Origin of the sequence: Nonomuraea candida, from assembly GCF_000725485.1 — a bacterium.
Taxonomy (GTDB): Bacteria; Actinomycetota; Actinomycetes; order Streptosporangiales; family Streptosporangiaceae; genus Nonomuraea; species Nonomuraea candida.
Window position 1 is genome coordinate 81,280 of sequence record NZ_JOAG01000021.1, and the last position, 21,009, is coordinate 102,288.

General features: G+C 74.0%; 19 protein-coding genes. 8 read left to right on the forward strand and 11 right to left on the reverse strand.

Annotation, left to right across the window (positions count from 1 at the left end; all coding sequences use genetic code 11):
• The first annotated feature begins 55 nt into the window (after positions 1-55).
• Positions 56-1,168, forward strand: a complete 1,113-nt coding sequence (locus IO39_RS22435; protein WP_043626568.1) for an SWIM zinc finger family protein — start codon at positions 56-58, stop codon at positions 1,166-1,168.
• A gap of 65 nt (positions 1,169-1,233) precedes the next feature.
• On the opposite strand, the gene IO39_RS22440 is transcribed toward IO39_RS22435, so the two are convergent.
• A complete protein-coding gene (locus tag IO39_RS22440; protein WP_043626571.1) occupies positions 1,234-1,872 on the reverse strand; it encodes an NAD(P)-dependent oxidoreductase in 639 nt (212 codons plus the stop codon).
• A 243-nt stretch (positions 1,873-2,115) separates the two neighbouring features.
• On the opposite strand from IO39_RS22440, the gene IO39_RS22445 reads away from it, so the two are divergent.
• Positions 2,116-2,592 (forward strand): MarR family winged helix-turn-helix transcriptional regulator, encoded by a 477-nt coding sequence (locus IO39_RS22445; RefSeq protein WP_043626574.1) that lies wholly within the window; start codon positions 2,116-2,118, stop codon positions 2,590-2,592.
• Positions 2,593-2,730: 138 nt separating this feature from the next.
• Positions 2,731-2,907 carry a hypothetical protein gene (locus tag IO39_RS56085; protein WP_169789093.1) on the forward strand — a complete coding sequence of 59 codons (177 nt, stop codon included), beginning with the start codon at positions 2,731-2,733 and terminating at the stop codon, positions 2,905-2,907.
• 102 nt (positions 2,908-3,009) lie between these two features.
• On the opposite strand, the gene IO39_RS56815 is transcribed toward IO39_RS56085, so the two are convergent.
• Positions 3,010-6,129 carry a hypothetical protein gene (locus tag IO39_RS56815; protein ID WP_211267112.1) on the reverse strand — a complete coding sequence of 1,040 codons (3,120 nt, stop codon included), beginning with the start codon at positions 6,127-6,129 and terminating at the stop codon, positions 3,010-3,012.
• Positions 6,130-6,508: 379 nt separating this feature from the next.
• On the opposite strand from IO39_RS56815, the gene IO39_RS50860 reads away from it, so the two are divergent.
• A complete protein-coding gene (locus IO39_RS50860; protein ID WP_084773280.1) occupies positions 6,509-8,854 on the forward strand; it encodes a winged helix-turn-helix domain-containing protein in 2,346 nt (781 codons plus the stop codon).
• Positions 8,855-9,016: 162 nt separating this feature from the next.
• Here the strand turns inward: IO39_RS50860 and IO39_RS22460 are convergent, their stop codons facing one another.
• Positions 9,017-9,955: an RNA polymerase sigma-70 factor gene (locus IO39_RS22460; RefSeq protein WP_043626577.1), complete on the reverse strand. Its 939-nt coding sequence runs from the start codon at positions 9,953-9,955 to the stop codon at positions 9,017-9,019.
• Positions 9,956-10,352: 397 nt separating this feature from the next.
• The gene (locus IO39_RS22465; protein ID WP_169789094.1) at positions 10,353-11,621 is read right to left on the reverse strand and encodes an ROK family transcriptional regulator; all 1,269 of its coding nucleotides are present in this window, start codon (positions 11,619-11,621) and stop codon (positions 10,353-10,355) included.
• 214 nt (positions 11,622-11,835) lie between these two features.
• On the opposite strand from IO39_RS22465, the gene IO39_RS22470 reads away from it, so the two are divergent.
• From IO39_RS22470 to IO39_RS22480, 3 genes are all read left to right on the forward strand, one after another.
• Complete coding sequence (locus IO39_RS22470; protein ID WP_043626580.1) at positions 11,836-13,323, forward strand: cellulase family glycosylhydrolase; 1,488 nt, start codon at positions 11,836-11,838, stop codon at positions 13,321-13,323.
• Between the two features lie 182 nt (positions 13,324-13,505).
• Positions 13,506-14,033: a hypothetical protein gene (locus tag IO39_RS54665; protein ID WP_157548760.1), complete on the forward strand. Its 528-nt coding sequence runs from the start codon at positions 13,506-13,508 to the stop codon at positions 14,031-14,033.
• Complete coding sequence (locus IO39_RS22480; protein WP_157548762.1) at positions 13,997-14,233, forward strand: hypothetical protein; 237 nt, start codon at positions 13,997-13,999, stop codon at positions 14,231-14,233. The genes IO39_RS54665 and IO39_RS22480 overlap by 37 nt, the downstream gene beginning before the upstream one ends.
• A 310-nt stretch (positions 14,234-14,543) precedes the next feature.
• Here the strand turns inward: IO39_RS22480 and IO39_RS22485 are convergent, their stop codons facing one another.
• The gene (locus tag IO39_RS22485) at positions 14,544-15,134 is read right to left on the reverse strand and encodes a TetR/AcrR family transcriptional regulator (protein WP_043626589.1); all 591 of its coding nucleotides are present in this window, start codon (positions 15,132-15,134) and stop codon (positions 14,544-14,546) included.
• Positions 15,135-15,228: 94 nt separating this feature from the next.
• Between IO39_RS22485 and IO39_RS22490 the strand changes: the two genes are divergently transcribed.
• The gene (locus tag IO39_RS22490; protein ID WP_052423220.1) at positions 15,229-16,014 is read left to right on the forward strand and encodes an SDR family oxidoreductase; all 786 of its coding nucleotides are present in this window, start codon (positions 15,229-15,231) and stop codon (positions 16,012-16,014) included.
• Between the two features lie 24 nt (positions 16,015-16,038).
• On the opposite strand, the gene IO39_RS22495 is transcribed toward IO39_RS22490, so the two are convergent.
• The 6 genes from IO39_RS22495 to IO39_RS22520 all read right to left on the reverse strand — a co-directional run bounded on the left by IO39_RS22495 (position 16,039) and on the right by IO39_RS22520 (position 21,005).
• Entirely contained in the window at positions 16,039-16,659 is a 621-nt protein-coding gene (locus tag IO39_RS22495) for an SRPBCC family protein (protein WP_043626592.1), read from the reverse strand.
• The gene (locus IO39_RS22500; protein ID WP_211267113.1) at positions 16,656-17,009 is read right to left on the reverse strand and encodes an ArsR/SmtB family transcription factor; all 354 of its coding nucleotides are present in this window, start codon (positions 17,007-17,009) and stop codon (positions 16,656-16,658) included. Before IO39_RS22500 ends, IO39_RS22495 begins: the two co-directional genes overlap by 4 nt.
• A 139-nt stretch (positions 17,010-17,148) precedes the next feature.
• Positions 17,149-17,754, reverse strand: a complete 606-nt coding sequence (locus IO39_RS22505) for an energy-coupling factor transporter transmembrane component T family protein (RefSeq protein ID WP_052423221.1) — start codon at positions 17,752-17,754, stop codon at positions 17,149-17,151.
• The gene (locus tag IO39_RS22510; protein ID WP_043626887.1) at positions 17,751-18,422 is read right to left on the reverse strand and encodes an energy-coupling factor ABC transporter ATP-binding protein; all 672 of its coding nucleotides are present in this window, start codon (positions 18,420-18,422) and stop codon (positions 17,751-17,753) included. Before IO39_RS22510 ends, IO39_RS22505 begins: the two co-directional genes overlap by 4 nt.
• 43 nt (positions 18,423-18,465) lie before the next feature.
• Positions 18,466-19,632: a thiolase family protein gene (locus IO39_RS22515; protein ID WP_043626598.1), complete on the reverse strand. Its 1,167-nt coding sequence runs from the start codon at positions 19,630-19,632 to the stop codon at positions 18,466-18,468.
• Complete coding sequence (locus tag IO39_RS22520; RefSeq protein ID WP_052423222.1) at positions 19,632-21,005, reverse strand: class I adenylate-forming enzyme family protein; 1,374 nt, start codon at positions 21,003-21,005, stop codon at positions 19,632-19,634. The genes IO39_RS22515 and IO39_RS22520 overlap by 1 nt, the downstream gene beginning before the upstream one ends.
• Between the last annotated feature and the right edge of the window lie 4 nt (positions 21,006-21,009).

The window sequence follows — 21,009 nt, forward strand, 5'->3', positions numbered from 1 at the left end:
CCCTGCCCGTCCCCCCGACCACCTCCCAGGCCCGGACGACCGCTGTGGAGGGCCGATGACCGACGCCCGCGGGTTCGCCGCCTTCCCCCCGCAGCGCGCCGGCGCCCGCTTCGCCACCTCCTGGTGGGGGCGCGCCTGGATCCAGGCGCTGGAGGACACCTCCCTGGACCACGGCCTGCTGCGCAAGGGCCGCGCGTACGCCAAGACCGGGCAGCTCGGCCCCATCACCGTCAGCCCCGGCCGGATCGCAGCCGTCGCCGAGAGCGAGTACGACGTCGTCGTCCGCGTCGAACAGCTCACCGACGCGGCCTGGGAACGCTTCCTCGACCAGGTCGCCGCCAAGGCCGGGCACATCGCCGCGCTGCTCGACCGCGACATGCCGCACGACCTGGTCGAGGCGGCCGAGGACGCGGCGGTGCCGCTGCTGCCGGCCGTCGGCGACCTGGAGCCCGAGTGCTCCTGCCCCGACTGGGGGCATCCCTGCCAGCACGCCGCCGCCCTGTGCTACCAGGCGTCCTGGCTGCTGGACGCCGACCCGTTCATGCTGCTGCTGATGCGCGGGCGCGGCGAGCGCGACCTCATCGACGCGTTGCAGGAGCGGGAGGCGCCCGCCGTGGAGCCGTCCGGGGTGCCCGTGGCGCGGGCGTACGCGGCGGGGGTGCCGCCGCTGCCGGAGCCGCCGCCGTACGACGCCGGCTATCGCGCGCCCGCCCTGGAGCCGGCCCCCGGCGTGGACGTCGCGGCGCTGGCGGCGCTGGCCGCCTCCGCCGCCGCCCGCGCCCGCGAGCTGCTGCTGCACGGCGAGCTGCCGGAGCTGACCGAGCACCAGGACCACGTGCGGCTGGCCGCCGAGCACGACCTCGGCCGCGACGACCGGCTCGCCCCCGCCGTGCAGGCGTGGCGGTACGGCGGCGCCGACGGACTGGACGCCCTCGAACGCGCCTGGACGCCGCCCCGCAGGGACCTGGCCAGGGCGCAGGCACTGCTGGAGTCCGGCTGGGAGGGCGAGCACCCGCCGCCGCTGGAGGCGTGGCGCAACCGCTGGACCCTCGGCCCCCTGCAGCTGCGCTACGGGCGGGACGGCCGCTGGTACCCCTTCACGCTGCGGGAGGGCGAGTGGTGGCCCGCCGGCCCGCCGGAACGCGACCCGTCCGCGCTCATCGGCTGACCGTCCCCGTTCATCGGCCGACCGTTTCCGCCGCCGGTGGTCCGGGGCCTCCGGCGGGGCCCGGGTCAGGAGGCGACGGAGATGACGTGCCGGATCGAGGAGCGGTCGCCGATCAGCTCCAGCATGCAGTCGGCCAGGTCGGCGCGGGTGGTGCTCGTCCCGCCCCGTACGGCGAGGTCCCTGGCGGTGCGGTAGCGGCTGGTGCGGCCGGCGTCGGTCAGGCGTCCCGGCCGCACGATCGTCCAGTCCGTGCCGCTGGCCCGCAGCAGGCTCTCCGCCCTGGCCAGGTCCTCGTAGTGGTGGCGGAACAGGCGCTGGACGATGAGGGGCTTGAGCACGTACCGGGTGAACGGGCCGTCGCCCGCGTCGGCCTCCAGGCCGCCGGCGCTGACCATCAGCAGGCGGCGCGCGCCCACGCGTTCCATGGCGGCCAGGATGGCGGCGGCGCTGTCGGAGCAGACGGTGGTGGGGCCCCTGCCGCGCGCGCCCATCGCGCTGAGCACGGCGTCGCTGCCCTTGACGGCCGGGGCGATGGCGTCGGGGTCCATCACGTCGGCCTCGACGACGGTGAGGCGGTCGCGCAGGCCGGCGGGCAGGCGGGTGGCGTCGCGCACGACGGCGGTGACCTGGTGGGCCAGGTCGAGGCTCTGGCGCAGGAGCTCCAGGCCGGTGCCGCCGGTGGCGCCGAAGACCGTGAGCCTCATGGTCGGCTCCCTCCGTGACAGGATGAGGGTGAGTATTCACTCACCCTACCTCCGGAGCCCGCCGGCCTCCCGGACGGGGCGGAGCCGGATCCGATCAGGGCCCGTTGCGCGGGTAGCGGTCGTTCGGCTCGGCCGCGGCGCGCGGCACCCGTCCCGGCGGCGGGACCCGGCCCGGCGTGGAGCGTGGCCCCCTACTATTCAGTGAGCCGACGATGGTGACGACAGCCGCCGAGGGAGGTTCGCATGAGTGACGTGGGTGACCGGGACGACGCCGTCGATCCGCTGTCCCTGGAGAACCAGGTCTGCTTCGCCCTGGCGGTCGCCTCGCGATCGGTGATCGCGCTCTACCGGCCGGTGCTGGAGCCGATGGGGCTGACCCATCCGCAGTACCTGGTGATGCTGGCCCTGTGGCAGCACGCGCCGCTGTCGGTCAAGGACCTGAGCGGCCTGCTGCAACTGGAGCCCGCCACGCTGTCGCCGCTGCTCAAGCGCCTGGAGGCGGCCGGGCTCGTGGAGCGCAGGCGCGCCAGCACCGACGAGCGCTCGCTGGCGGTGACGCTGACCGAGCGCGGGCGCGCCCTGCGCGCCGAGGCCCTGAAGATCCCCGCCACGATCGTCGAACGCCTCGGCATGGACCTGGCCGAGCTGCGGGACCTGCACCAGGCGCTGACCCGGGTGATCGCCGCCGCCACCGAGGCCCACCTCGCCGCCAGGCGCTAGAGCCGGGCAGGCGCTGGAGCCGGGTCCCGCTCGCTCGCCTCCGCGCGCCCCGCTACATTAGTTAGTGTACGAATCGTTAGCCTGCCAACAGAAGCCACGCACCGCTCTCGTGGACCGGCCCCGGGGAGGGACACCCTCATGTTTCGCCGCAAGCCGATCGAGGAACGCATCGCCGAGCGCGTGGCCAAGCTGCCCCCGCTGAAGGAGGGCAAGCACTTCGAGCACGCCCCCGCCAAGTTCATCTTCGTCACGCTGCTCGTCGCGGTGGCCCTCATGCACTTCGTCGGCCTGGCCGTCGTCATGCACTTCAGCTGAGCCCGCCCGGCTCGCGGCGAAGAGGGAGCGGGTCCCGGAAACCCTCCTTCCCGGGACCCGCGGCCCGAGCCCATCAGCCCTCAGGGGCCGTCCCCTTCCGGGCTACGAGTCGGCCTTCCCGTCACCGTCGCCGGCGGCGGCCTTGCCGTCACCGGAGCCGTTCTGCGACTGGTTGAGCATGCCGCCGAGGGCGCTGAGGCTGCCGGAGGCCTGACCGGCGGGCACGGCCTTCGACACGGCTTCGAGGGCGATCTGAGCCATCTTCTGCATGTGCTCGGTGGCCGTCTTCATGGCCTCGTTGGCACGCTGGGCGGCCTCCTGGTCGTTGCCGGCCGCCAGCTCCAGGCCCTTGCCGAGGAGCTTGCCGACCTCCGCCATCCCGCTCATGTCACGGAACAGGTTGGCGGTGGCCACGGTGCGCAGCGTCGCGTCCGTGCCGGTCGGGGCGGGAAGGGCCTGGATCGCCTGGAACCTGGCCTCGCTCGGGGCGAGCGGGGCGACCTTGACGTCGACCTCGCGGGAGCGGCCGCCGGTGGCCACCGGTGCGATGTCGGTGGGCAGGATGGGGATCGGCGAGTCCTTCCAGTTCCAGAACCGGGTGAGGTCGATCTTCTCGGCGGCGTTGGCCCGGCCGAGCACGGCCTCGGCGAAGACGCCGTTGGTGGCGACCCCGACGATGCTCGTCACCTCCTTGCCGAGCCTGGTGTCGTCCACCCGGCGGGCCTTGACCCAGTCCTCGCGCTCCTGCTCACTGGCGAAGTTCCAGCGGAAGCCGAGGTAGTTGCCGGTCGCGGCGATCGGCTTGGGGTCGAGCTGCACCCCGAGCGGCAGCGCGTTGCTCTTCCCGCCCGGCGGCGTGTACGTGTAGTTGGCCAGGATCCGGCTCAGCGTCAGCTCGTCGATGTTGGCCCAGACCGCCTGGCTGTAGTGGCGGCGGTTGTCGTTGAGGTGGTCCAGGATGTGCTGGGGCACCTGCCCGCCGCGCACGTAGAAGCCGAGCGAGGCCACGTAGGTGCGGCTGCCGGTGGTCACCGTCGACCCGTGCAGGCCGTACAGCGCGGTGCCCCCGGCCTCCTCGGTGAGATCCGGAGGGGCGGTCGAGCCCACCGCGCTTCCGAAGTCGAGCACGCCGGACTGCATGGTCAGCCGCAGCCCGGACATGCTGCCACGCGCCGCGGTGCCGGTCCAGTAGTCCACGGACAGCAGCTTGTCGCCGGCCTCGAAGGTGTACGCCGCGTGCTGCTGGACCCCCGAGCCGCTGGTGTCGCCGCAGCGGAAGGTCTGGCCGGACACGACGAGCATGATGCTGCGGATGCCGGCGTCGTCCCACCAGACGTCGATCTTGGAGGCCCAGCCGAGGCTGGACTGGCTGTCGAACGGGGTGGGCGCGCTGCGGGGCGCGGTCAGCAGGCGGATCAGCTGACCGTTGGCGGACCGCAGCCAGAACTCGCCGTTGGCCGCGGGCAGGACATCGACGATCTTGTCCGGCGGGGGCACGGTCTTCAGCAGCTCGGGCGTGCTCAGGGGGCCCGGCGCCATTGAGGTGGCGGTCGTGGTCCCGGTCGAAGCGTCGGGCTCGAACTTGATCAGGCCCGGGACCAGGTTCTGGACATGGCCGAGGGCCCACATCGCACCGTCCGGCGCCGCTGCCAGAGTGGCGATGGCGGCTGCGGAGGTGCGCTCCACCCAGGTGGTGCCGCTGCGCTCGTACGCCTTGCCCTGGCGGCAGTACCAGAGCCGGTCGCGGCCGAGGACGGCGAGGTCGTCCGCCTCGACCTTCATGTCCTGCCAGCCGGTGCCGACCTGTTCGTGGATCATGCCGTTCGTGGCGGTGAGGTACGGGGTGCCGTCGGCGCCGCAGGAGATGCGGCGCGCGAGGGCGTTGCCCGGGTCGCGCTTCCAGGTCGTCCCGTCGAACACCATGACCTTGCCGTCGGACTGGACCGCCCAGACCAGGTTCCTGCCCGGCGCGATGCACTTCAGGCCGCCGGTCAGCCCGGTGGTCGGCATCGGGTTCCACCGCTGGGCGACCGGGTCGAACCGGACCGGGGCTCCGTCGGTCTTCCGCACGCCGTAGACGCCCATGCCCGACCCGGCGAGGTCGAGCAGCACCACGCCGTCGAAGGCCTGCTTCTCCGGCGCCGTCACGGCCGTGCAGCCGCCGAGCTTGCGGCCCGAGGTGTTGAACGGCTTCGCCTCGCGCATCAGCTTGGCCCAGTCCGGGGGCGCCGCCGCGGCCAGCACCTCCTTGTAGCGCTGGAAGTTGTTGTGGGTGAAGTTGAGATCCTCCAGCGGGATGAACAGGCACCGTTCCACCCGCGTCGGCTTGGTCGTCACCTTGTAGACCTGGACGACCTCGTAGTACTGCACCGACAGCGCGTGCATGTGGTTGTAGTTCGTGACCACGCGGGTGAGCACCTTCTCGCTCTCCGCCTGCGAGGTCTCCCGCACCACGGTCATGTGCCGGCTGCGCGCCGCGGTCGCCAGCTGCTGGGTGCGCGCGTCGATCCGCTGGGCGGCCTCCGAGGCGACCGACCTCACCCCGGTGGAGCGGCCCACCGACGTGGCGAAGCCCATGTTCTTCGACTTGCTCGACGAGCCGCCGCCGCCGATGCCCAGGAACGCGAAGCCGCCGCTGCCGCCCTTGCTCTCCGACATCCCGAATTCGAACATCTCGGACGAGCCGTGCTGCTCCTCCCGGGCGATGGCGTTGGCCAGCTCGGTGATCGACCGGTCCTGGAGCGTCTGGCTGGTGAGCGTGTCCTTCTCGCCCGTCGTCTCCGTGCCGGTGCCGGACGTGCGCCGCTCCCAGTCGATGACCGCGACCTTCGTGCTCTCGCCCGGCGCCAGCGGCAGGCTGTGGAGCAGCCTGCCCAGGGTCACGCCCTCCACCGCCCACGTCTGCTCGGTGGTGACGATCATGCCCTCGGCCGGGCGGTCGTAGAACGGCAGGTTCTCCTCGCCGAGATCGATCGCGCCGGTCAGCTTCCGGTACGTCTTCGCCCCCGGAATGTCGGTGAGCACGACGGTCTGATACCGGACGATCTCCACCGGGTGGTCGCCGCTGGCCGGCAACAGGTCTTTCGGAGTCGGGCCGTCGAGCCCGGTGCTCGCGGCGGGTGTGGTGGACGTGGCGGGTTTGGTGGACGTGGCGGGTTTGGTGGACGTGGCGGGTTTGGCGGCGGCAGGGGCCGCCGGCTTCTTCGGATCTGGACTACTCATCGCGTTCCTCCCCGTGTGCTGAGGCCCACTCACATTGATCCGGCCGACACTCACCGTCAATGCCGACACAACACCCCAATACGGACAGACTCCTCGGCTCCGAACCTCCGGCAGGCCTGCGGTCAAGAAGCCCGTGACAAGCCGTCGACCCGCGGCTGAGCTGGAGCGTTCCCCTCGGTCGGGTCACCGGCGGAGCGGGGAGATGGAGCCCCAACCGGCACGCCCTGGTGAGACCCGTCCGCGCCGAATCTCACCTAGGTGAGATTCGGCGCGGAGGCCGGCCGCCCGGGGCCCGAGACGCGGGCCTCCCGGTCGGTAACTACGTGGCCGCCTCCGGCGATATGCACAACGCCCCCACAGAGCCGGTCCGAGGAGCACTATGCGTGGAGCCGATCCCGTCGTGACCGGCGGCACGGGGCAGACGCCGCCCGTGTCGCCGCGCTGGATCCGGCGGCCGCGCCTGGTGGGGCGGCTGCTGGCGGCACGCGAGGCGCGGCTGGTGGTGATCGCGGCTCCGGGCGGGTACGGCAAGTCCACCCTGCTGGCGCAGTGGCGGGCCGACGCGCGTGAGCGGCGGGCGATGGCCTGGCTCTCCGTCGGCGGCCAGGACAACGACCCGGTACGGCTGTGGACCGGGATCCTGCGGGCGATCGGCGCGGCCGGCGCCCGGGTGCCCGTGGACGACCTGGTGGCCATGCTGTGCGTGCAGGGCCCGGACATCGCCGGCGTGGTGCTGCCGATGCTGCTGCGGCGCCTGGCCCGGGCGGCCCGGCCGGTGGTGCTGGTGCTGGACGACTTCCACCTGCTGACCGACGCGGCCGCGCTGGATCAGCTGCGCCTGCTGCTGAGCGCGCTGGGGCCGGGACATCAGCTGGTGCTCAGCTCGCGGCACCGGCCGGCGCTGCCGCTGGCCCGGCTGCGCGCCGCCGGGCAACTGGTCGAGCTGGGCGCCGGGGACCTGCGCTTCTCGGCCGCGCAGGTGCGGACCCTGCCGGACATCGTGACCGCCGGGCTGGACGGCGGGCAGGTGTACGACCTGGTGGCGCGGACCGAGGGCTGGCCGGCGGGCATCTACCTGGCCGCGCTGTCGCTGCGCGGCCGGGCCGACACGGGAACGTTCCTGGCCTCCTTCACCGGCGACCATCGGCACATCAGCGACTACCTGACCGAGGAGGTGCTGGCCGGTTGCACGCCGCACGAGCGCCGCTTCCTGTTGCGCACGGCGGTCCTGGACCGGTTCACCGCGCCGCTGGCCGCGCACCTGTGCGGCCTCTCCCCCGCCCGGGCCGAACGCGTGCTGGCCCACCTGGCCGCCACCAACCTGTTCGTGATCCCGCTGGACGAGCAGCGGCAGTGGTACCGCTATCACCACCTGTTCGGCCAGTGCCTGCGCGCCATCCTGAGCCGGGCCCACCCCGAGCTGCCCGTCCGCCTGCATCGCCGGGCAGGGGCCTGGCTGCACGAGCACGGACACGTCGAGCAGGCCATCGGCCACGCCGTCGCGGCCGGCGACCACGGGCGGGCGACCGCGCTGCTGGCCTCGTCCTGGCTCGGCTACGTCACCACCGGCCGCAGCGCGACCCTGCTCGCGCTGATCGAGGCCATCGGGGCCGGGGCGATCGGCCGGGACGCCGCGGCCTCGGTCAGCGCGGCCTGGGCCAGCACCGTCACCGGCGACCTTCCCGGGGCGATCGCCTGGCTGGACGCGGCCGAGAGCCTCGGTCACGACGGGCCCCTGCCGGACGGCACGGCCTCGCTGAAGTCCGCCGCCGCGCTGCTGCGCGGCATGTTCCTGATCGACGACCTGCCGCAGCGCCTGGCCGAGTCCCGCCTCGCCGCCGAGCTGGAGGACGACACCGCCTCGCCCTGGTACGCGATGGCCCGCTTCAGCCACGGCGCGAACCTGTACCTGAGCGGGCGGCACCGCGAGGCGGTCACGGTGCTGGAGCAGGCGGCGCGCAACCGGGCCAGCACGTCGCTGTTCACGATCAACGCGCTGGCGGTGCAGTCGCTGACCTGCACGGCGCTCGGCCGCCACGACCAGGCCGCCACCTTGGCCGCGCTCGGCCGGGACCTGGTGCGCAGGCACCACCTGACCGGTTCGGCGCAGGCCAGCATCGCCTTCACCGCCCACGCCGCCGTCCTGACCGGCCGTGACCGGCTGGCCGAGGCGCGCCGCGAGCTCGACCACGCCGCCGGCCTGCGCGCCCGCGTGCCCGGCCTGTCGCGCTGGTCGGCGGTGGTGAACGTGACCGAGCTGGCCCGCTGGTGCCTGGCCGCCGGCGACCATGACGCCGCCCGCGCGGCCTGCGACCAGGCCGACGACCTGCTGGCCGGCCTCGCCGACGGCGGCCACCTGGCCCGGCGGATCCAGGAGTTCCGCCACGTCCTCCGCGGCGCCGTCCCCGGCGGTGCGCGGCCACCGGCGGGCGGCGCGGCGGCGCCGGTGGGCGCCGCCGCGCTGGCGCGGCCGCAGAGCTTGACGGGGCAGGAACGGGTGGTGCTCGGCCTGCTGCCCGGCCCGCTGAGCATTCCCCAGATCGCCGCCCACCTGCACCTGTCGGTGAACACCGTCAGGACGCACGTGCGGGCCGTCTACCGCAAGCTCGCCGTCTCCTCCCGCCAGGCCGCCGTGGAGCGGGCCCGCCACCACGGGCTCGTGCCGGCCCCCGGCGACCCCGGAACCGCTCCGCCGACCGGCCCGCACCGGGACGCACCGGCGTAGGCCCGGGCCGCCCCAAGCCGGTTGCCCCGACCGGTTCCCGGGCCGCCCCAAGCCGGTCGCCGGTCGGTTCCCGGGTCATCTCAAGCCGGTCGCCGGTCGGTACGCCTCCATGGCAGGCCGGGGGCCGGGCGAGCCTGGCGGCCACGGCGCGCTGCCCCCTTCTCAGCGGGTCATGGCGGTCTGCCGGTGGACGCGCGACAGCTTCTCGGGGTTGCGCACGTGGTAGGCGCCGGTGACGCGGCCGTGCTCCACGCGTACCGCCACCACGCCGTCGATCTCGCCGTCGACCCGGACGAGCAGCCCCGGGCCGCCGTTGATCTGCACCAGCTCGACGGACCTCTCCCCGTCGCGCTTCCACCAGCCGACGGCCAGCAGGCGCGCCACGTTGCCGGCACCCACGACGGGCCGCAGCAGGGCGTGCTTGACCCCGCCCCCGTCGCTCAGGGCGACGACGTCCGGCGCGAGGACGTCGAGCAGGCTCTGCAGCTCGCCGGTCTCGACCGCGCGCTGGAAGGCCCGCAGGGCGGCCCGGTGCTCGGCCGGGGAGCCGGAGCCGCGCGGCCGGCGCTCGGCGACGTGCGCCCGGGCCCGGTAGGCGATCTGGCGCACCGCGGCCGGGCTCTTGCCGACGGCCTCGGCGATCTCGTCGTAGTCCAGGGCGAACACCTCGCGCAGCACGAACACCGCCCGCTCGACCGGCTGGAGCGTCTCCAGCACCAGCAGCATCGCCATCGAGACGCTGTCGGCCAGCTCCACGTCCTCGGCCACGTCGGGCGTCGTCAGCAACGGCTCCGGCAGCCACGGCCCGACGTAGGACTCCTTGCGCCGGCCCAGCGCGCGCAGCCGGTCGAGCGCCTGCCGGGTGACGATCCGTACCAGGTAGGCGCGCTTCTCCCGGACGCCGTCGAGGTCGATGGCCGCCCATCGCAGCCAGGTCTCCTGAAGGACGTCCTCGGCGTCGGCGGCGGAGCCGAGCAGCTCGTAGGCGACGGTGAAGAGCAGGTTGCGATGGGTGACGAACGCCTCGGTCGCGGGGTCCGCGCGCCGGGCCCGGCCGGGCGCCCGCGGTGTGCCCGTCGTCCGTCCGCTGCTCTCACTCATGCCCGGCTCCTGCCTGTCCCGACTCAGCTCTACCACCACACGCACGAGACGCCGCCACCGGCCGTTCCATAACAGCCGCGGCCAGTGATCCACGTCACGCCACGGCGCTGTCACGGCCCGCCCACCGCGGCCAGGCGCCACCCGTCGTGGACCGTGGTACGCATCATCGGAATGCTCCGATCGGTCGCCGGTGCAGGACCACGCAGGCGCCGGGCTTACGTGAGCAATTTAACTAAGTCGATACCGCGATGCCTCGGGAGCTCGGCCGGCGGAGGAGCAGCGCACGGCGACGCGTTCCGGTCCGGCCTGTCTCCGGCCCCCGTCAGGCCGCTGAGCTGCTCCGATGTTGAGCGCAGAGTCTGGCGCCACTTGGGAAGATCTCCGAACAAGGCGCGCGTCACACGGCGGTCGCGGCCTCCGCCTCGCCCTCGGGAGACGGTGGTGGGGCGCCGTCCGCCGGACGGCCGCGGCCGAGGACCAGCTCGCTCTGCAGGACGAGGACCGCACCGCCGATCGCCGCGGCGTCCGAACCGCTGACCGATGGCACGACCCGCACCCGGTGGGCCCGCCGGGCGAACGTACGGCGGTCCACCTCCTCCTGGATCACCGACTGGTAGATCGAGCCGGCGACCGCGAAGCTCGGCCCGGCGAGGACGACCGTGTCGAGGTCGAACAGGGTGGCCATGGTCACCGCGGCACTGCCCAGATAGCGGGCCGACCGCTCGACCAGGCCACGGGCGGCCGGGTCGCCGGCGTTGGCCGCGGCCGCGAGGCGCGCGAAGTCGGTGAGGAAGTCGTCTCCGGTCGGGTCGAGCGCCAGCCGCTGGCCCAGCCCGGGCGTCGTCAGCGCCTCCCTGACCAGCGCGGCCGGGCCGGCGTAGTTTTCCAGGCAACCACGGTTGCCGCACGGACATTCGTCCCCGTTGACGTCGATGGAGATGTGGCCGATCTCCACGCTGTTGGACGAGCTGCCGCGATACACCTCGCCGGCGACCACCACGCCACCGCCGATCCCCGTGGCCATGTAGATGCAGCCGTAGGTGCTGCGCGGCTCCACCGCCCCCATCCAGTACTCGCCGATCGCGGCCGCCGCCGCGTCGTTGTCCAGCAGGACCGGCAGGCCGAGGCTCTCGGCGAGACGGTCGGCGATGGGGTGGCCGAACCACTCCTCGGTGGGCTGCGGGGTCAGCAGCACACCGGCCCGCCGATCCTGCGGCCCGTAGCTGACCAGGCCGACGCCCAGCACCTTGTCACGATCGACGGCCGCCGTGTCCAGCAACGCGTTCACCTGCGCGGCCACCGACGACAGCCCGCGTTCCGGCGGCATGGACGACACTCCGCTGAACGACATCCTCGCGATCGGCCGGCCGGCCAGGTCGACCACGACGATCACGCAGGTATTGCGTTCCAGCTGCACGCCGACGCTGTAGCGGGCCGAAGGATCGAGCTGGACCAGCATCGGCCGCTTGCCACCCGTCGAGGCCCCCAGCCCCGCCTCGGCGACGAGACCGTCGGCCATGAGCTCACGGACGACCTCGGAGATCGTCGGTGCGGTCAGACCGGTCGCCGCCACGAGCTCCACCCGGCTGATCGCCCGCGCCGCCCGGATCATGTCCAGCACCATGCCACGGGTCTTCGTCCGGCCGGCCCAGATCGGGCTCGTCACCGCGCCACCTCCCACACCCCGGTATGCAAAAGCTACCTTATTTTCAGCCATCCGCCAGGCGAGCAGCTCCGCCCCGGGGCCCTTGAGCTGGGATCCTATCCCGGGCCTCCAGAGCCGTTCTCCCTGGGCACCCCTGCCGCCATTGACTTTCACAACTTTCCTAACCAAGCATGCTGGAGCAGCTGTCTCCTATCTGCTCGAACAGAGGGATCGGATGAAACATCGTCATGCGCTGCTCACGTTCGGCGCCGTCGGAGCCCTGGCACTGGGCAGCATGGCGGCGGCCACGCTCCCCTCATCGGCCGCCACCACCACGGGCTGCTCCGTCACGTACACCGTCCAGAGCGAGTGGTCCGGCGGCTTCACCGCCGGCGTCGCCATCACCAACCTCGGCTCCGCCGTCAAGGGGTGGACCTTGACGTTCGACTTTCCCGGCGCCGATCAGAGGGTCTCCCACGGCTGGAGCGCCACCTGGACGCAGTCCGGGACGCGCGTATCCGCGGCCGGCCTGAGCTGGAACGAGGCGCTGGGCACCGGCGCGTCCACCTCCATCGGCTTCGCCGGAGCCTGGAAGGGCGCCAACCCCGTACCCGCCTCGTTCGCGCTCAACGGCACCACCTGCACCGGCTCGGTGATTTCGCCGACCCCCACTGTCACCCCCGACCCCGATGGCCCGGCGCCGCGCCTGCGCGTGTCCGGCAACAAGATCGTCACCTCGGACGGCAGGCCTTACCGCCTGCTCGGCGTGGACCGCTCAAGCGGCGAGTACGCCTGCGTGCAGGGCAAGGGCCAATGGGACGGCGGCCCGGTCGACCAGGCCTCGGTCGATGCCATGAAGAGCTGGAACATCCACGCGGTGCGGCTGCCGCTGAACGAGGAATGCTGGCTCGGCGTCAACGGCTCGCCCAGCGGCGCCACCTACCAGCAGGGCGTGAAGTCCTACGTCGACCTGCTGGTCGCCAACGGCATCACCCCGATCCTCGACCTGCACTGGACCTCGGGCGCCTACAGCGACGGGCCGGACTGGCACTGCAAGGACGCCACCGCGACGTGCCAGAAGCCGATGCCGGACGCGCAGCACGCCCCCCGGTTCTGGACCGGCGTCGCGAACACCTTCAAGGGCAACGACGCCGTCGTCTTCGACCTGTTCAACGAGCCGTACCCGGAGATCGCCGGCAACTGGAACAAGACCCTGGGCTGGCAGTGCCTGCGAGACGGCGGCACCTGCACCGGCATTCCCTACGAGGTGGCCGGCATGCAGGACCTGGTCGACGCGGTCCGGGCGACCGGGGCGACCAACGTCCTCATGGTGGGCGGCCTGGAGTGGGCCAACGACATGCGGGAGTGGCTGGCGTACAAGCCGAACGACCCGCTGAACAACATCGCCGCGTCCTGGCACGCCTACAGCTTCAACGCCTGCGCCAGCACGTCCTGCTGGGACGCCCAGATCGCCCCGCTCGCCCAGCAGGTCCCCATCGTGCTCGGCGAGTTCGGCCAGGACAACTGCGGCTACGACTACATGGACACGCTGATGGACTGGGCCACCGCACACGGCCTGTCCCATCTGGCATGGACCTGGAACCCCTGGGGCTGCAGCACCGGCGGCGTCCTGATCAAGGACTGGAGCGGCACCCCCGAACCCGGCATCGGCGAAGGCTACAAGGCCCACCTGCTCACCCAGAGCCCCTACCCGACCTCGTGACCGACGCCCGGCCCGGGCGGCCGGCGGCCCCGGCGGGGCGGGCGCTGTTCACCACCGCGCCCGCCCCGCCGTCTTTGCCCGGTCACCCCACCACCGTCCGGCGGCCGGGGTCACCTGTCGAGCGCCGCCCTGGCCGCCGAGCAGGCACGCCGGTGACCGCGGCCGGCCAGGGGGATGACCCGATGCCGCGGATCAGGGGAGTCGGCGCCCAGTTAGCCCTGGCGCTGCCCTCGTACGCCGACACCCGCGTCGAGAACCCGACCGGCTACATCAGCGTGTCCGCCAATCCCGGCAAGGTCAACAACATCACGATCACCCCGCTGGACCCCGCCGACCCCGGCGCGGACGTCATCATCAGGGACTCCGGCGACGTCGTCACGCCCGGCCACAACTGCGTGGCCCACGGCGGCGGCGTGCGCTGCAGCGGGTTCGCCCAGTACATCCAGATCTCCCTGGGCGACAGGGATGACTTCGTCACGAACCTGAGCACCATCCCCGTCCGGGTGACCGGCGGGGACGGGAACGACCACGTCAACGGCGGCGCCGGCGACACGCGGTTCCGCGGCGGGCCCGGCGACGACACGCTCAACGGGGCCAGGGCGACGACGTGCTGCAGGCCGAGCTCCTGGCCGACGGCAGGGACACCCTCATCGGCCGGGGCGGCGTGGACGCCGTGGACTACACCTCGCGCATCGGCAGGCTGTCGGTGACCCTCGACGGCATCGCGGACGACGGCCTGGCCGGCGAGGATGACAACATCGCCGCCGACGTGGAGAACATCATCGGCGGCAAGGCGGACGACACCCTGACCGCCCCCGCCGACGCGGTGGCGCACCGCCTCGACGGCCGCGCCGGCGCCGACACCTGCACGGGCGGCACCGAGGACGCCGAGGTCTCCTGCGAGCTCTGACCCGCGCACGGGCCGGATCCCCGTGGCGCGGGCGACGCCCCGGCTGCTTGAGCCGGGGCGCCGGTTCCTAGGGCCGAGGCAATCGATCCCCTATGGACCAGGTCTCCTACCCAGTGCGCCCGACTTGTATGCATTCGTCCCATTTGGGGGATTTGTCGCTATGGGTACGCGCGGGCGGGTCACGGGGTGCCGGACCAGGCGACGAGCGCCCGCGCGCAGCCCCGGGACGGCGGTGCCGGCGGGCCGCCCGGCGGTCGCGGCGATGGGCGTGCGCCCCGGTGGTGCGGGCCTCCCCGTACGGTGCGGGCGATCAGGGGTGTGGGGCCGGGGCGGCGCGTTCGGCCAGGGCGCGGGCCAGCTCCACCACGACCTCGCGGCGGCGGGCGATGGCGCGCTCGGGGTCGGGCTCGTCGAGGATGAGCCGGCGCAACTGGGGCACCGAGAAGTTCCAGGCCACCAGCCCCAGGATGGTGAACAGCCAGTCCTGCGCCGCCGCCCGCCCCGGCACGCCCGCCGCCACCAGGCCGTCCACGTGACCGCGGTAGCCCTCCTTGCGCTCCTCTTCGCCCTCGACCCGGCCCCCGTCGACCTCCAGCGCCTCCCACAGCAGCAGGCGGATCAGCTCCGGGTGCTCGTGGTACCAGTCGAAGAGCTGCCCGACCGCCTCCGGCAGCGTGCGCGGGTCCAGGTCGACCGCGTGGCAGATCTCGTCCACCTTGGCCCGCACGACCTGGCCGAACAGCTTCTCCTTGCCCCCGAAGTAGAGGTAGATGGCCTGCTTGTTGGCCTTGGCGGCGGTGGCGATGCGGTCGATCCTGGCGCCGGCCAGGCCGTGGCGGGCGAACTCGGCGGTGGCGGCCTCGAAGATCCGCTGCCGGGTCGCCTCCGCGTCGTACGTCATGGGCCGATTAAACCATCCAGTTGACTTATTGGCCGAATCACGCCATCGTTCTAAACCAACCAGATGGTTTATTTGTTCTGAGGAGAGATCCGTCATGTCCTTGACCACCCCGCTCGCCCCGGTCCCGGTCGCCTCGCCCATGCCCGCCGCGCTGGAGGGCCGCACCGTGCTGATCGTCGGGGGCAGCTCCGGCATCGGCCTGGCCGCCGGCGCGCTGCTGGCCTCCGTCGGGGCCCGGGTCGCGCTCATGGCGCGCGACGCGGCCCGCCTGTCGGCCGCGGCCGGCGGCATCCGCGAAACCACTTCCGCCCCCGTGATCGAGCTGGCGGGTGACGGGACCGACGAGGGCGCCCTGGAGGGGGCGTTCGACCGGCTCGGCCAGGTGGACCACGTGCTGGTGACGGCGGGCGGGTTCGCCGCCGGGCCGCTGCTGGAGACGCCGCGCGAGCGGGTCGGCCAGGCCGTGGACGGGCGGATCTGGGGCGCGTACGCGGCCGCCCGCGCCGCCGCCGGCCGCCTGCCCGCGGGCGGTTCGCTCACGTTCAGCTCGGGGGTCTACCTGAGCCGCCCCATCCCCGGCGCCTCGGCCTCCATCGCGGCCATCGGCGCCGTCGAGGGGCTCACGAAGGCGCTGGCGGTGGAGCTGGCGCCGCGCCGGCTGCGGGTCAACGCGATCAGGTACGGCGTCGTGGACACGCCGCTGGCGCGCGGCGCCTTCGGCCTGGCCGACGACGCGGCCATGGCGGCGGCCGGTCAGGGGGCGCCGCTCGGCCGCTTCGCCACGGCGGAGGAGGCGGCCTCGGCCGCGCTGTTCCTCATGGCCAACGGCTACGTGACCGGGTCGGTGATCACCGTGGACGGCGGCCAGAGCCTCGCCTGACGAGGCCCCGGCCTCCGGCCCGGGTCAGGAGGTCTCCTCCTGGGGGGCGTAGAAGCCGCTGGTGGCGGCGACGGCGGCGGCCACCGCGTCCGGGTCGCCGCCCGCCGCCAGGTACGCCTCGCCCCACGCCCGGCTGCTGCCCGTGATGAAGGCGCGGCCCTCCTCGGTCAGGTGGAACCCGGCCTCGTCGACGCCCTTCTCCCCGCCCGCCAGGTGCAGGCCCAGGCCGAGCAGCGCCAGGTCCCAGCCCACACCGGTCGCGCCGGGGCCGAACTGCGACCAGAACTCCGGCGGCACCTCAGCCGTGTGGGTCAGCTCGAACAGCGTGCCGCCGTCCTTGGCGGCCAGGCGCACCTCGACCTCGGAGAAGCCGGGGTCGGGGCCGAACAGCCAGGTGACCTTCAGCAGGCTCGGCGGCTCGCAGCGCAGGATCTCCCCGCCCGCGTTGCCTTCGAGCTGGTACGTGCCGCCCTGCCGCAGGTCGCCGGAGACGGGCATGAACCAGCGGCCCAGCCGCTCGGCGTCGGTGCAGGCCTGCCAGACGTCCTCCACCTCGGCGTCGTAGTGGCGGCGCAGCACCACGGTCTTACGCGTGCCGTCGAGCAGCTCCCGGTGGGCGCGGTTGAGATCGTCGACGAAGGTCATGGGGTGTTCTCCCTCTCGGTTGTCATGCGGCGTTCCCGCTTGCCGCGGGCCAGCTCCGTGCCCAGCGCGTCCAGGCGCTGGTCCCAGAAACCGCGGAAGCGCTCCAGCCAGAGGTCGACCTCCCGCAGCGGCTCGGGCTCGACGGCGTAGAGCCGCCGGGTGCCCTCGGCCCGCACGCTGGCGAAGCCGTTGTCGCGCAGCACCCGCAGGTGCTGGGAGACGGCCGGCTGGGAGATGCCGAACTCGCGCTGTATCACGGCGGTGACCTCTCCGGAGCTGCGCTCACCGCCCGCGAGCAGCTCCAGGATCCGGCGGCGCACCGGATCTCCGAGGACGTCGAATGCGTGCACGAACCGGAGTGTTTCAGTCATGGCTTATATAAGTCAAGCCTGAAGAAAGGGAGGCGCCGCCCGACGGGCCCCGGCAGGGCCGGCCGTGCGGGTCCGGCCGTGCGAGTCCGGCGGGGTGGGTGGTTCGGGCCGTGACGGGTCAGTCGTCCAGGCCGCGCGCGCTCAGCGCCTCCCCCAGCGCGTCGGCGTGCCGCAACGAGCTGACCACCAGCGGCACCGCGAAGGCCCGCAGGCTGCGCTCCACGCCCCGGGCCCGCTGCGCCTCCCGTACGCGGGCGGCCAGCCCCGCCACCACCGGCACGCTCCGCACGGTCAGCGACAGCAGCAACGACAGCCGGAACGGGTCCAGCCCCACGAACCTGGCCGGCGACAGGCAGCGCTCCAGCGCCGCCATCATGGCCCCGGTGCGGGTCGTGAGCGTGACCAGCCCGGCCAGCGCCACGGCCAGCACCACCCGCAGCGTCGTCGAGATCGCCCCGTCGAGGCCGGCGAAGATCAGTTGCATCACGAACAGCGCCACCGCGAACCAGCGCACCGGTCTGATCTGCGCCCACGCGGCGGCCACGCCCACCCGCGCCAGCGCGTACAGGGCCGCCGCCACCACGGCCGCCGCGGCCAGCGCCAGGGGCGTGCGCAGCAGCACCAGGGCCGTGCAGGCCAGGGCCAGCCCGGCCAGCTTGACCCCGGCGGGCAGCCGGTGCAGGACCGAGGAGCCGGGGACGTACGCGCCGGTCAGGCCGTTCACGCCATGAGCTTCCGGTAGTGGCCGATGGCCTCCTGCGGGGAGCCGTCGGCGACGACGCGGCCCTCGTCGAGCACCAGCACCCGGTCGAAGTCCGCCAGCAGCGGCAGGTCGTGGGTGACCACCACCACCTGCTGCGGCATGTCGCGCAGCAGGGCCGCGACCTGGCGGGAGTGGCGCAGGTCCAGCAGCGTGGTGGGCTCGTCCATGACCAGGATGTCCGGCTCCAGCACCATCACCGCGCACAGCGCCAGAAGCTGCTTCTGGCCTCCCGACAGGTGGTGGGCGGGATGGTCGGCGTGGCCGGCCAGGCCGTACCGGGACAGCACCTCCGTCACCCGCCGGTCGACCTCCTCGCGGGCCAGGCCCTTGCGGCGCAGCGAGAACGCGACGTCCTCGGCCACCGTCGGCATGACGATCTGCGCGTCGGGATCGGTGAACAGGAACCCGACGCGGCGCCTGATCCTGGCGGCTTGGCGGCGGGTGTCCAGGCCGAGCACGGTGACGCTGCCGAACGTGGGCAGCGCCAGGCCGTTGATCAGTCGGGCGAGCGTGCTCTTGCCCGAGCCGTTGGCGCCCACCACGCCGACGCGCCGCTCGGGCAGTGACGCGGTGACGCCGCGCAGCACGTCGCGCGTGCCGAGGCGTACGTGCACGTCGGCGAAGTCGATGCGCACTTCGGGGTCGATGCGCACCTCAGGGTCGATGCTCACCTCAGGCCACCTCGAACAGCGCGGCCACGCCCAGCCCGCCGCCGACCGCGGCCGCCGCCAGGCCCAGCGTGCCGGGCGGGGCGGCGGCGCGGACGAGCCGGCCGAACAGCCGGGTGACCACGACCGCGCCGGTGGCGCCCCACGGGTGGCCCAGCGCCAGCGCCCCGCCGTCCGCGCACACGCGCCCGTCGTCGGCGCCCAGCGGATCGAGCCCGAGCGCGTCGGTCACCGCCAGCACCTGCGCCGCGAACGCCTCCACGATCTCCACCGCCGCGACCCGCTCCAAGTCCACCCCCGTACGTGACAGAACCCGCCGGATCGCGGGCACCGGCCCCCACCCGGGCAGCGCGGGATCGCACCCGACGACGGCCCCGGCGACCAGCCGCAGCCCCGGACGTCCCGCGCGCAGCCGCTCGGGCACGATGGCCACGGCCGCGGCGCCGTCGCTGACCGGGGAGGAATTACCGGCCGTCACTGTACCTTCCGCCACGAACGCCGCAGGCAGGCGGGCCAGCGACGCCGCCCGCAGCGGGCGCGGGCGCTGGTCGTCGGAGCGGCCCTCGATCGGCACGATCTCCGCCGCGAACCGGCCCGCCTGCCGGGCGGCCAGCGCGCGGGCGTGGCTGCGGCGGGCGTAGGCGTCCTGCCGCTCGCGATCGACGCCGTACGCCGCCGCCAGGGCCTCGGCCGCCGGCCCCATGTCGGGGTCGGGGTGGCCGTCGGGGGCGAAGGGCGCCCGGGGGTAGGGCGTCTCCGCTCCCCTGAACGTCCGCAGCGGCGCGGTCGAGGCGCTCTCCGCCCCGCCGGCGACCACCAGCTCGGCCTCCCCCGCGCGCACCGCCTGCCCGGCCACCAGGATCGCGGCCAGGCCGCTGCCGCACTGCCGGTCCACGGTCAGCCCGGGCACCTCGTGCCCCAGCCCGGCACGCAGCGCCGCCACGCGGGCCACGTTCCCGCCGGGCCCCATGCAGTTGCCCAGCACCACGTCGTCCACCCGCGCGCCCGCCGGCCCGGCTGATCCCGCCGGCTCCGCCGTCCCGTCCAGGTCCGCGAGCACGGCGGCGATCACGGGGGCGGCCAGCCGGTCGACGGTCAGGTCCCGGAACGCGTGGCCGGCCGTGCCGATCGGCGTGCGCCGCGCCGCCACCACCACGGGCGCCTCGCCCATCAGACCAGCCGCCTGATGCCGGGGTCGCCGCCCGCCAACCGGGCCGCGACCAGGGCCCGCGCGGGCTTGCCCGTCGGGGTGCGCGGCAGGCTCGGCACGGTGTACCAGCGGCGGGGCCGCTGCGCCGCGTCCAGCCCGCCCCTGGCCACGGCCTCCAGCAGGGCGCGCGGCGGCGCCGGCTCGGCCTCGACGACCGCGGTCACCACGGCGCCGAGTGACGGGTGCGGCGATCCGATCACCACGATGTCGCCCACGCCGGGCACCTTCCGCAGCACCTCCTCGACGTCCTCGGGCACGACGGTGGCGCCGCCGGTCTGGATCGCGCCGTCGCCGCGCCCGCGCAGCCGCAACACCTGCCCTGCCCGGTACGGCTCCGCCAGGTCGCCCACGGTCAGCCAGCCGTCGCCGTCGCGGCGCAGCGGCCCGGTCACGCCGCCCAGGTAGCCCTCGGCCGACCACGGCGACCGCGCCCACACCTCGCCGAGCCCGTCGGAGGCGCGGGGGCGCACCTCGATCTCGACCCCGGGGAACGGGCGCAGCCCGCCGCCGTCGGCGTCCACGGCCACGAACGACAGCTCGGTGGCACCGTAGTAGGCCACCACCCGGACCCCGGCCGCGTCCGCCGTGGCCCGCGCGCCGGGGTCCAGCGCCGCGCCGCCGACCACGGCCACGCGCAGCGCGCCCGGGTGGCGCAGCACGTCGGGCAGCCGGTGCGGCACCACGTGCACCACCGTGGCGCGGGCGAGGTGCCCGGCCAGCGCGCCGCCCGGCCAGCGGCCGGGAACGACGGCGGTCGCGCCGGTGGCCAGGGTGTGCAGGGCGGCGAAGGCGTACAGGGAGGAGACCAGCGGGCCGGGCACGAGCACCACGTCGTCGGGGCCGATGCCGGTCAGCTCGTCCAGGTGGGGGAAGGAGCCGGTCCAGGAGGCGCGCGTGCGCACGATGGCGCGCGGCCTGCCGGTGCTGCCCGAGCTGAAGCAGGCCCAGGCCAGGTCATCGGGGCGGGCCCGGACGGGCACGGGGTCGCCGGGCTCGTACGGCAGCGGCGCGTCGAGCGGGAAGGCGTTCAGCGGGCCGGTGAGCAGCGGGCCGGTGAGCAGGGCCCACCGCTCGCGGTCCCAGGAGTGGTCGCCGGCCAGCGGGGTCGCGCCCGCCAGGTCGGCGGCCAGCACGGCGACGAGCAGGTCGGCGGGGTCGGCCAGGCCGGCCGCCACCAGCGTGCCGGGGCCGATGCCCCGTCGCAGCAGGTGGCGGGCGGCGCCGTGGATCCGGTCGGCGAGCTCGGCGTACGTCAGCTCGCTGCGGGGGCCGCACACCGCCGGCCGGTCAGGGCGTTCGGCGGCGTGGGCCATCACGTGTCGTGCTACGGGCATCGAG

Excerpts from the sequence above, each read along its gene's own strand:
- IO39_RS56815 (WP_211267112.1), bottom strand. The coding sequence starts at position 6,129 with ATGAGTAGTCCAGATCCGAAGAAGCCGGCGGCCCCTGCCGCCGCCAAA.
- IO39_RS22470 (WP_043626580.1), top strand. The coding sequence starts at position 11,836 with ATGAAACATCGTCATGCGCTGCTCACGTTCGGCGCCGTCGGAGCCCTG.
- IO39_RS22445 (WP_043626574.1), top strand. The coding sequence starts at position 2,116 with ATGAGTGACGTGGGTGACCGGGACGACGCCGTCGATCCGCTGTCCCTG.
- IO39_RS22495 (WP_043626592.1), bottom strand. The coding sequence starts at position 16,659 with ATGACCTTCGTCGACGATCTCAACCGCGCCCACCGGGAGCTGCTCGAC.
- IO39_RS56085 (WP_169789093.1), top strand. The coding sequence starts at position 2,731 with ATGTTTCGCCGCAAGCCGATCGAGGAACGCATCGCCGAGCGCGTGGCC.
- IO39_RS22490 (WP_052423220.1), top strand. The coding sequence starts at position 15,229 with ATGTCCTTGACCACCCCGCTCGCCCCGGTCCCGGTCGCCTCGCCCATG.
- IO39_RS22520 (WP_052423222.1), bottom strand. The coding sequence starts at position 21,005 with ATGCCCGTAGCACGACACGTGATGGCCCACGCCGCCGAACGCCCTGAC.
- IO39_RS22460 (WP_043626577.1), bottom strand. The coding sequence starts at position 9,955 with ATGAGTGAGAGCAGCGGACGGACGACGGGCACACCGCGGGCGCCCGGC.
- IO39_RS54665 (WP_157548760.1), top strand. The coding sequence starts at position 13,506 with ATGCCGCGGATCAGGGGAGTCGGCGCCCAGTTAGCCCTGGCGCTGCCC.
- IO39_RS22435 (WP_043626568.1), top strand. The coding sequence starts at position 56 with ATGACCGACGCCCGCGGGTTCGCCGCCTTCCCCCCGCAGCGCGCCGGC.
- IO39_RS50860 (WP_084773280.1), top strand. The coding sequence starts at position 6,509 with ATGCGTGGAGCCGATCCCGTCGTGACCGGCGGCACGGGGCAGACGCCG.
- IO39_RS22440 (WP_043626571.1), bottom strand. The coding sequence starts at position 1,872 with ATGAGGCTCACGGTCTTCGGCGCCACCGGCGGCACCGGCCTGGAGCTC.
- IO39_RS22485 (WP_043626589.1), bottom strand. The coding sequence starts at position 15,134 with ATGACGTACGACGCGGAGGCGACCCGGCAGCGGATCTTCGAGGCCGCC.
- IO39_RS22515 (WP_043626598.1), bottom strand. The coding sequence starts at position 19,632 with ATGGGCGAGGCGCCCGTGGTGGTGGCGGCGCGGCGCACGCCGATCGGC.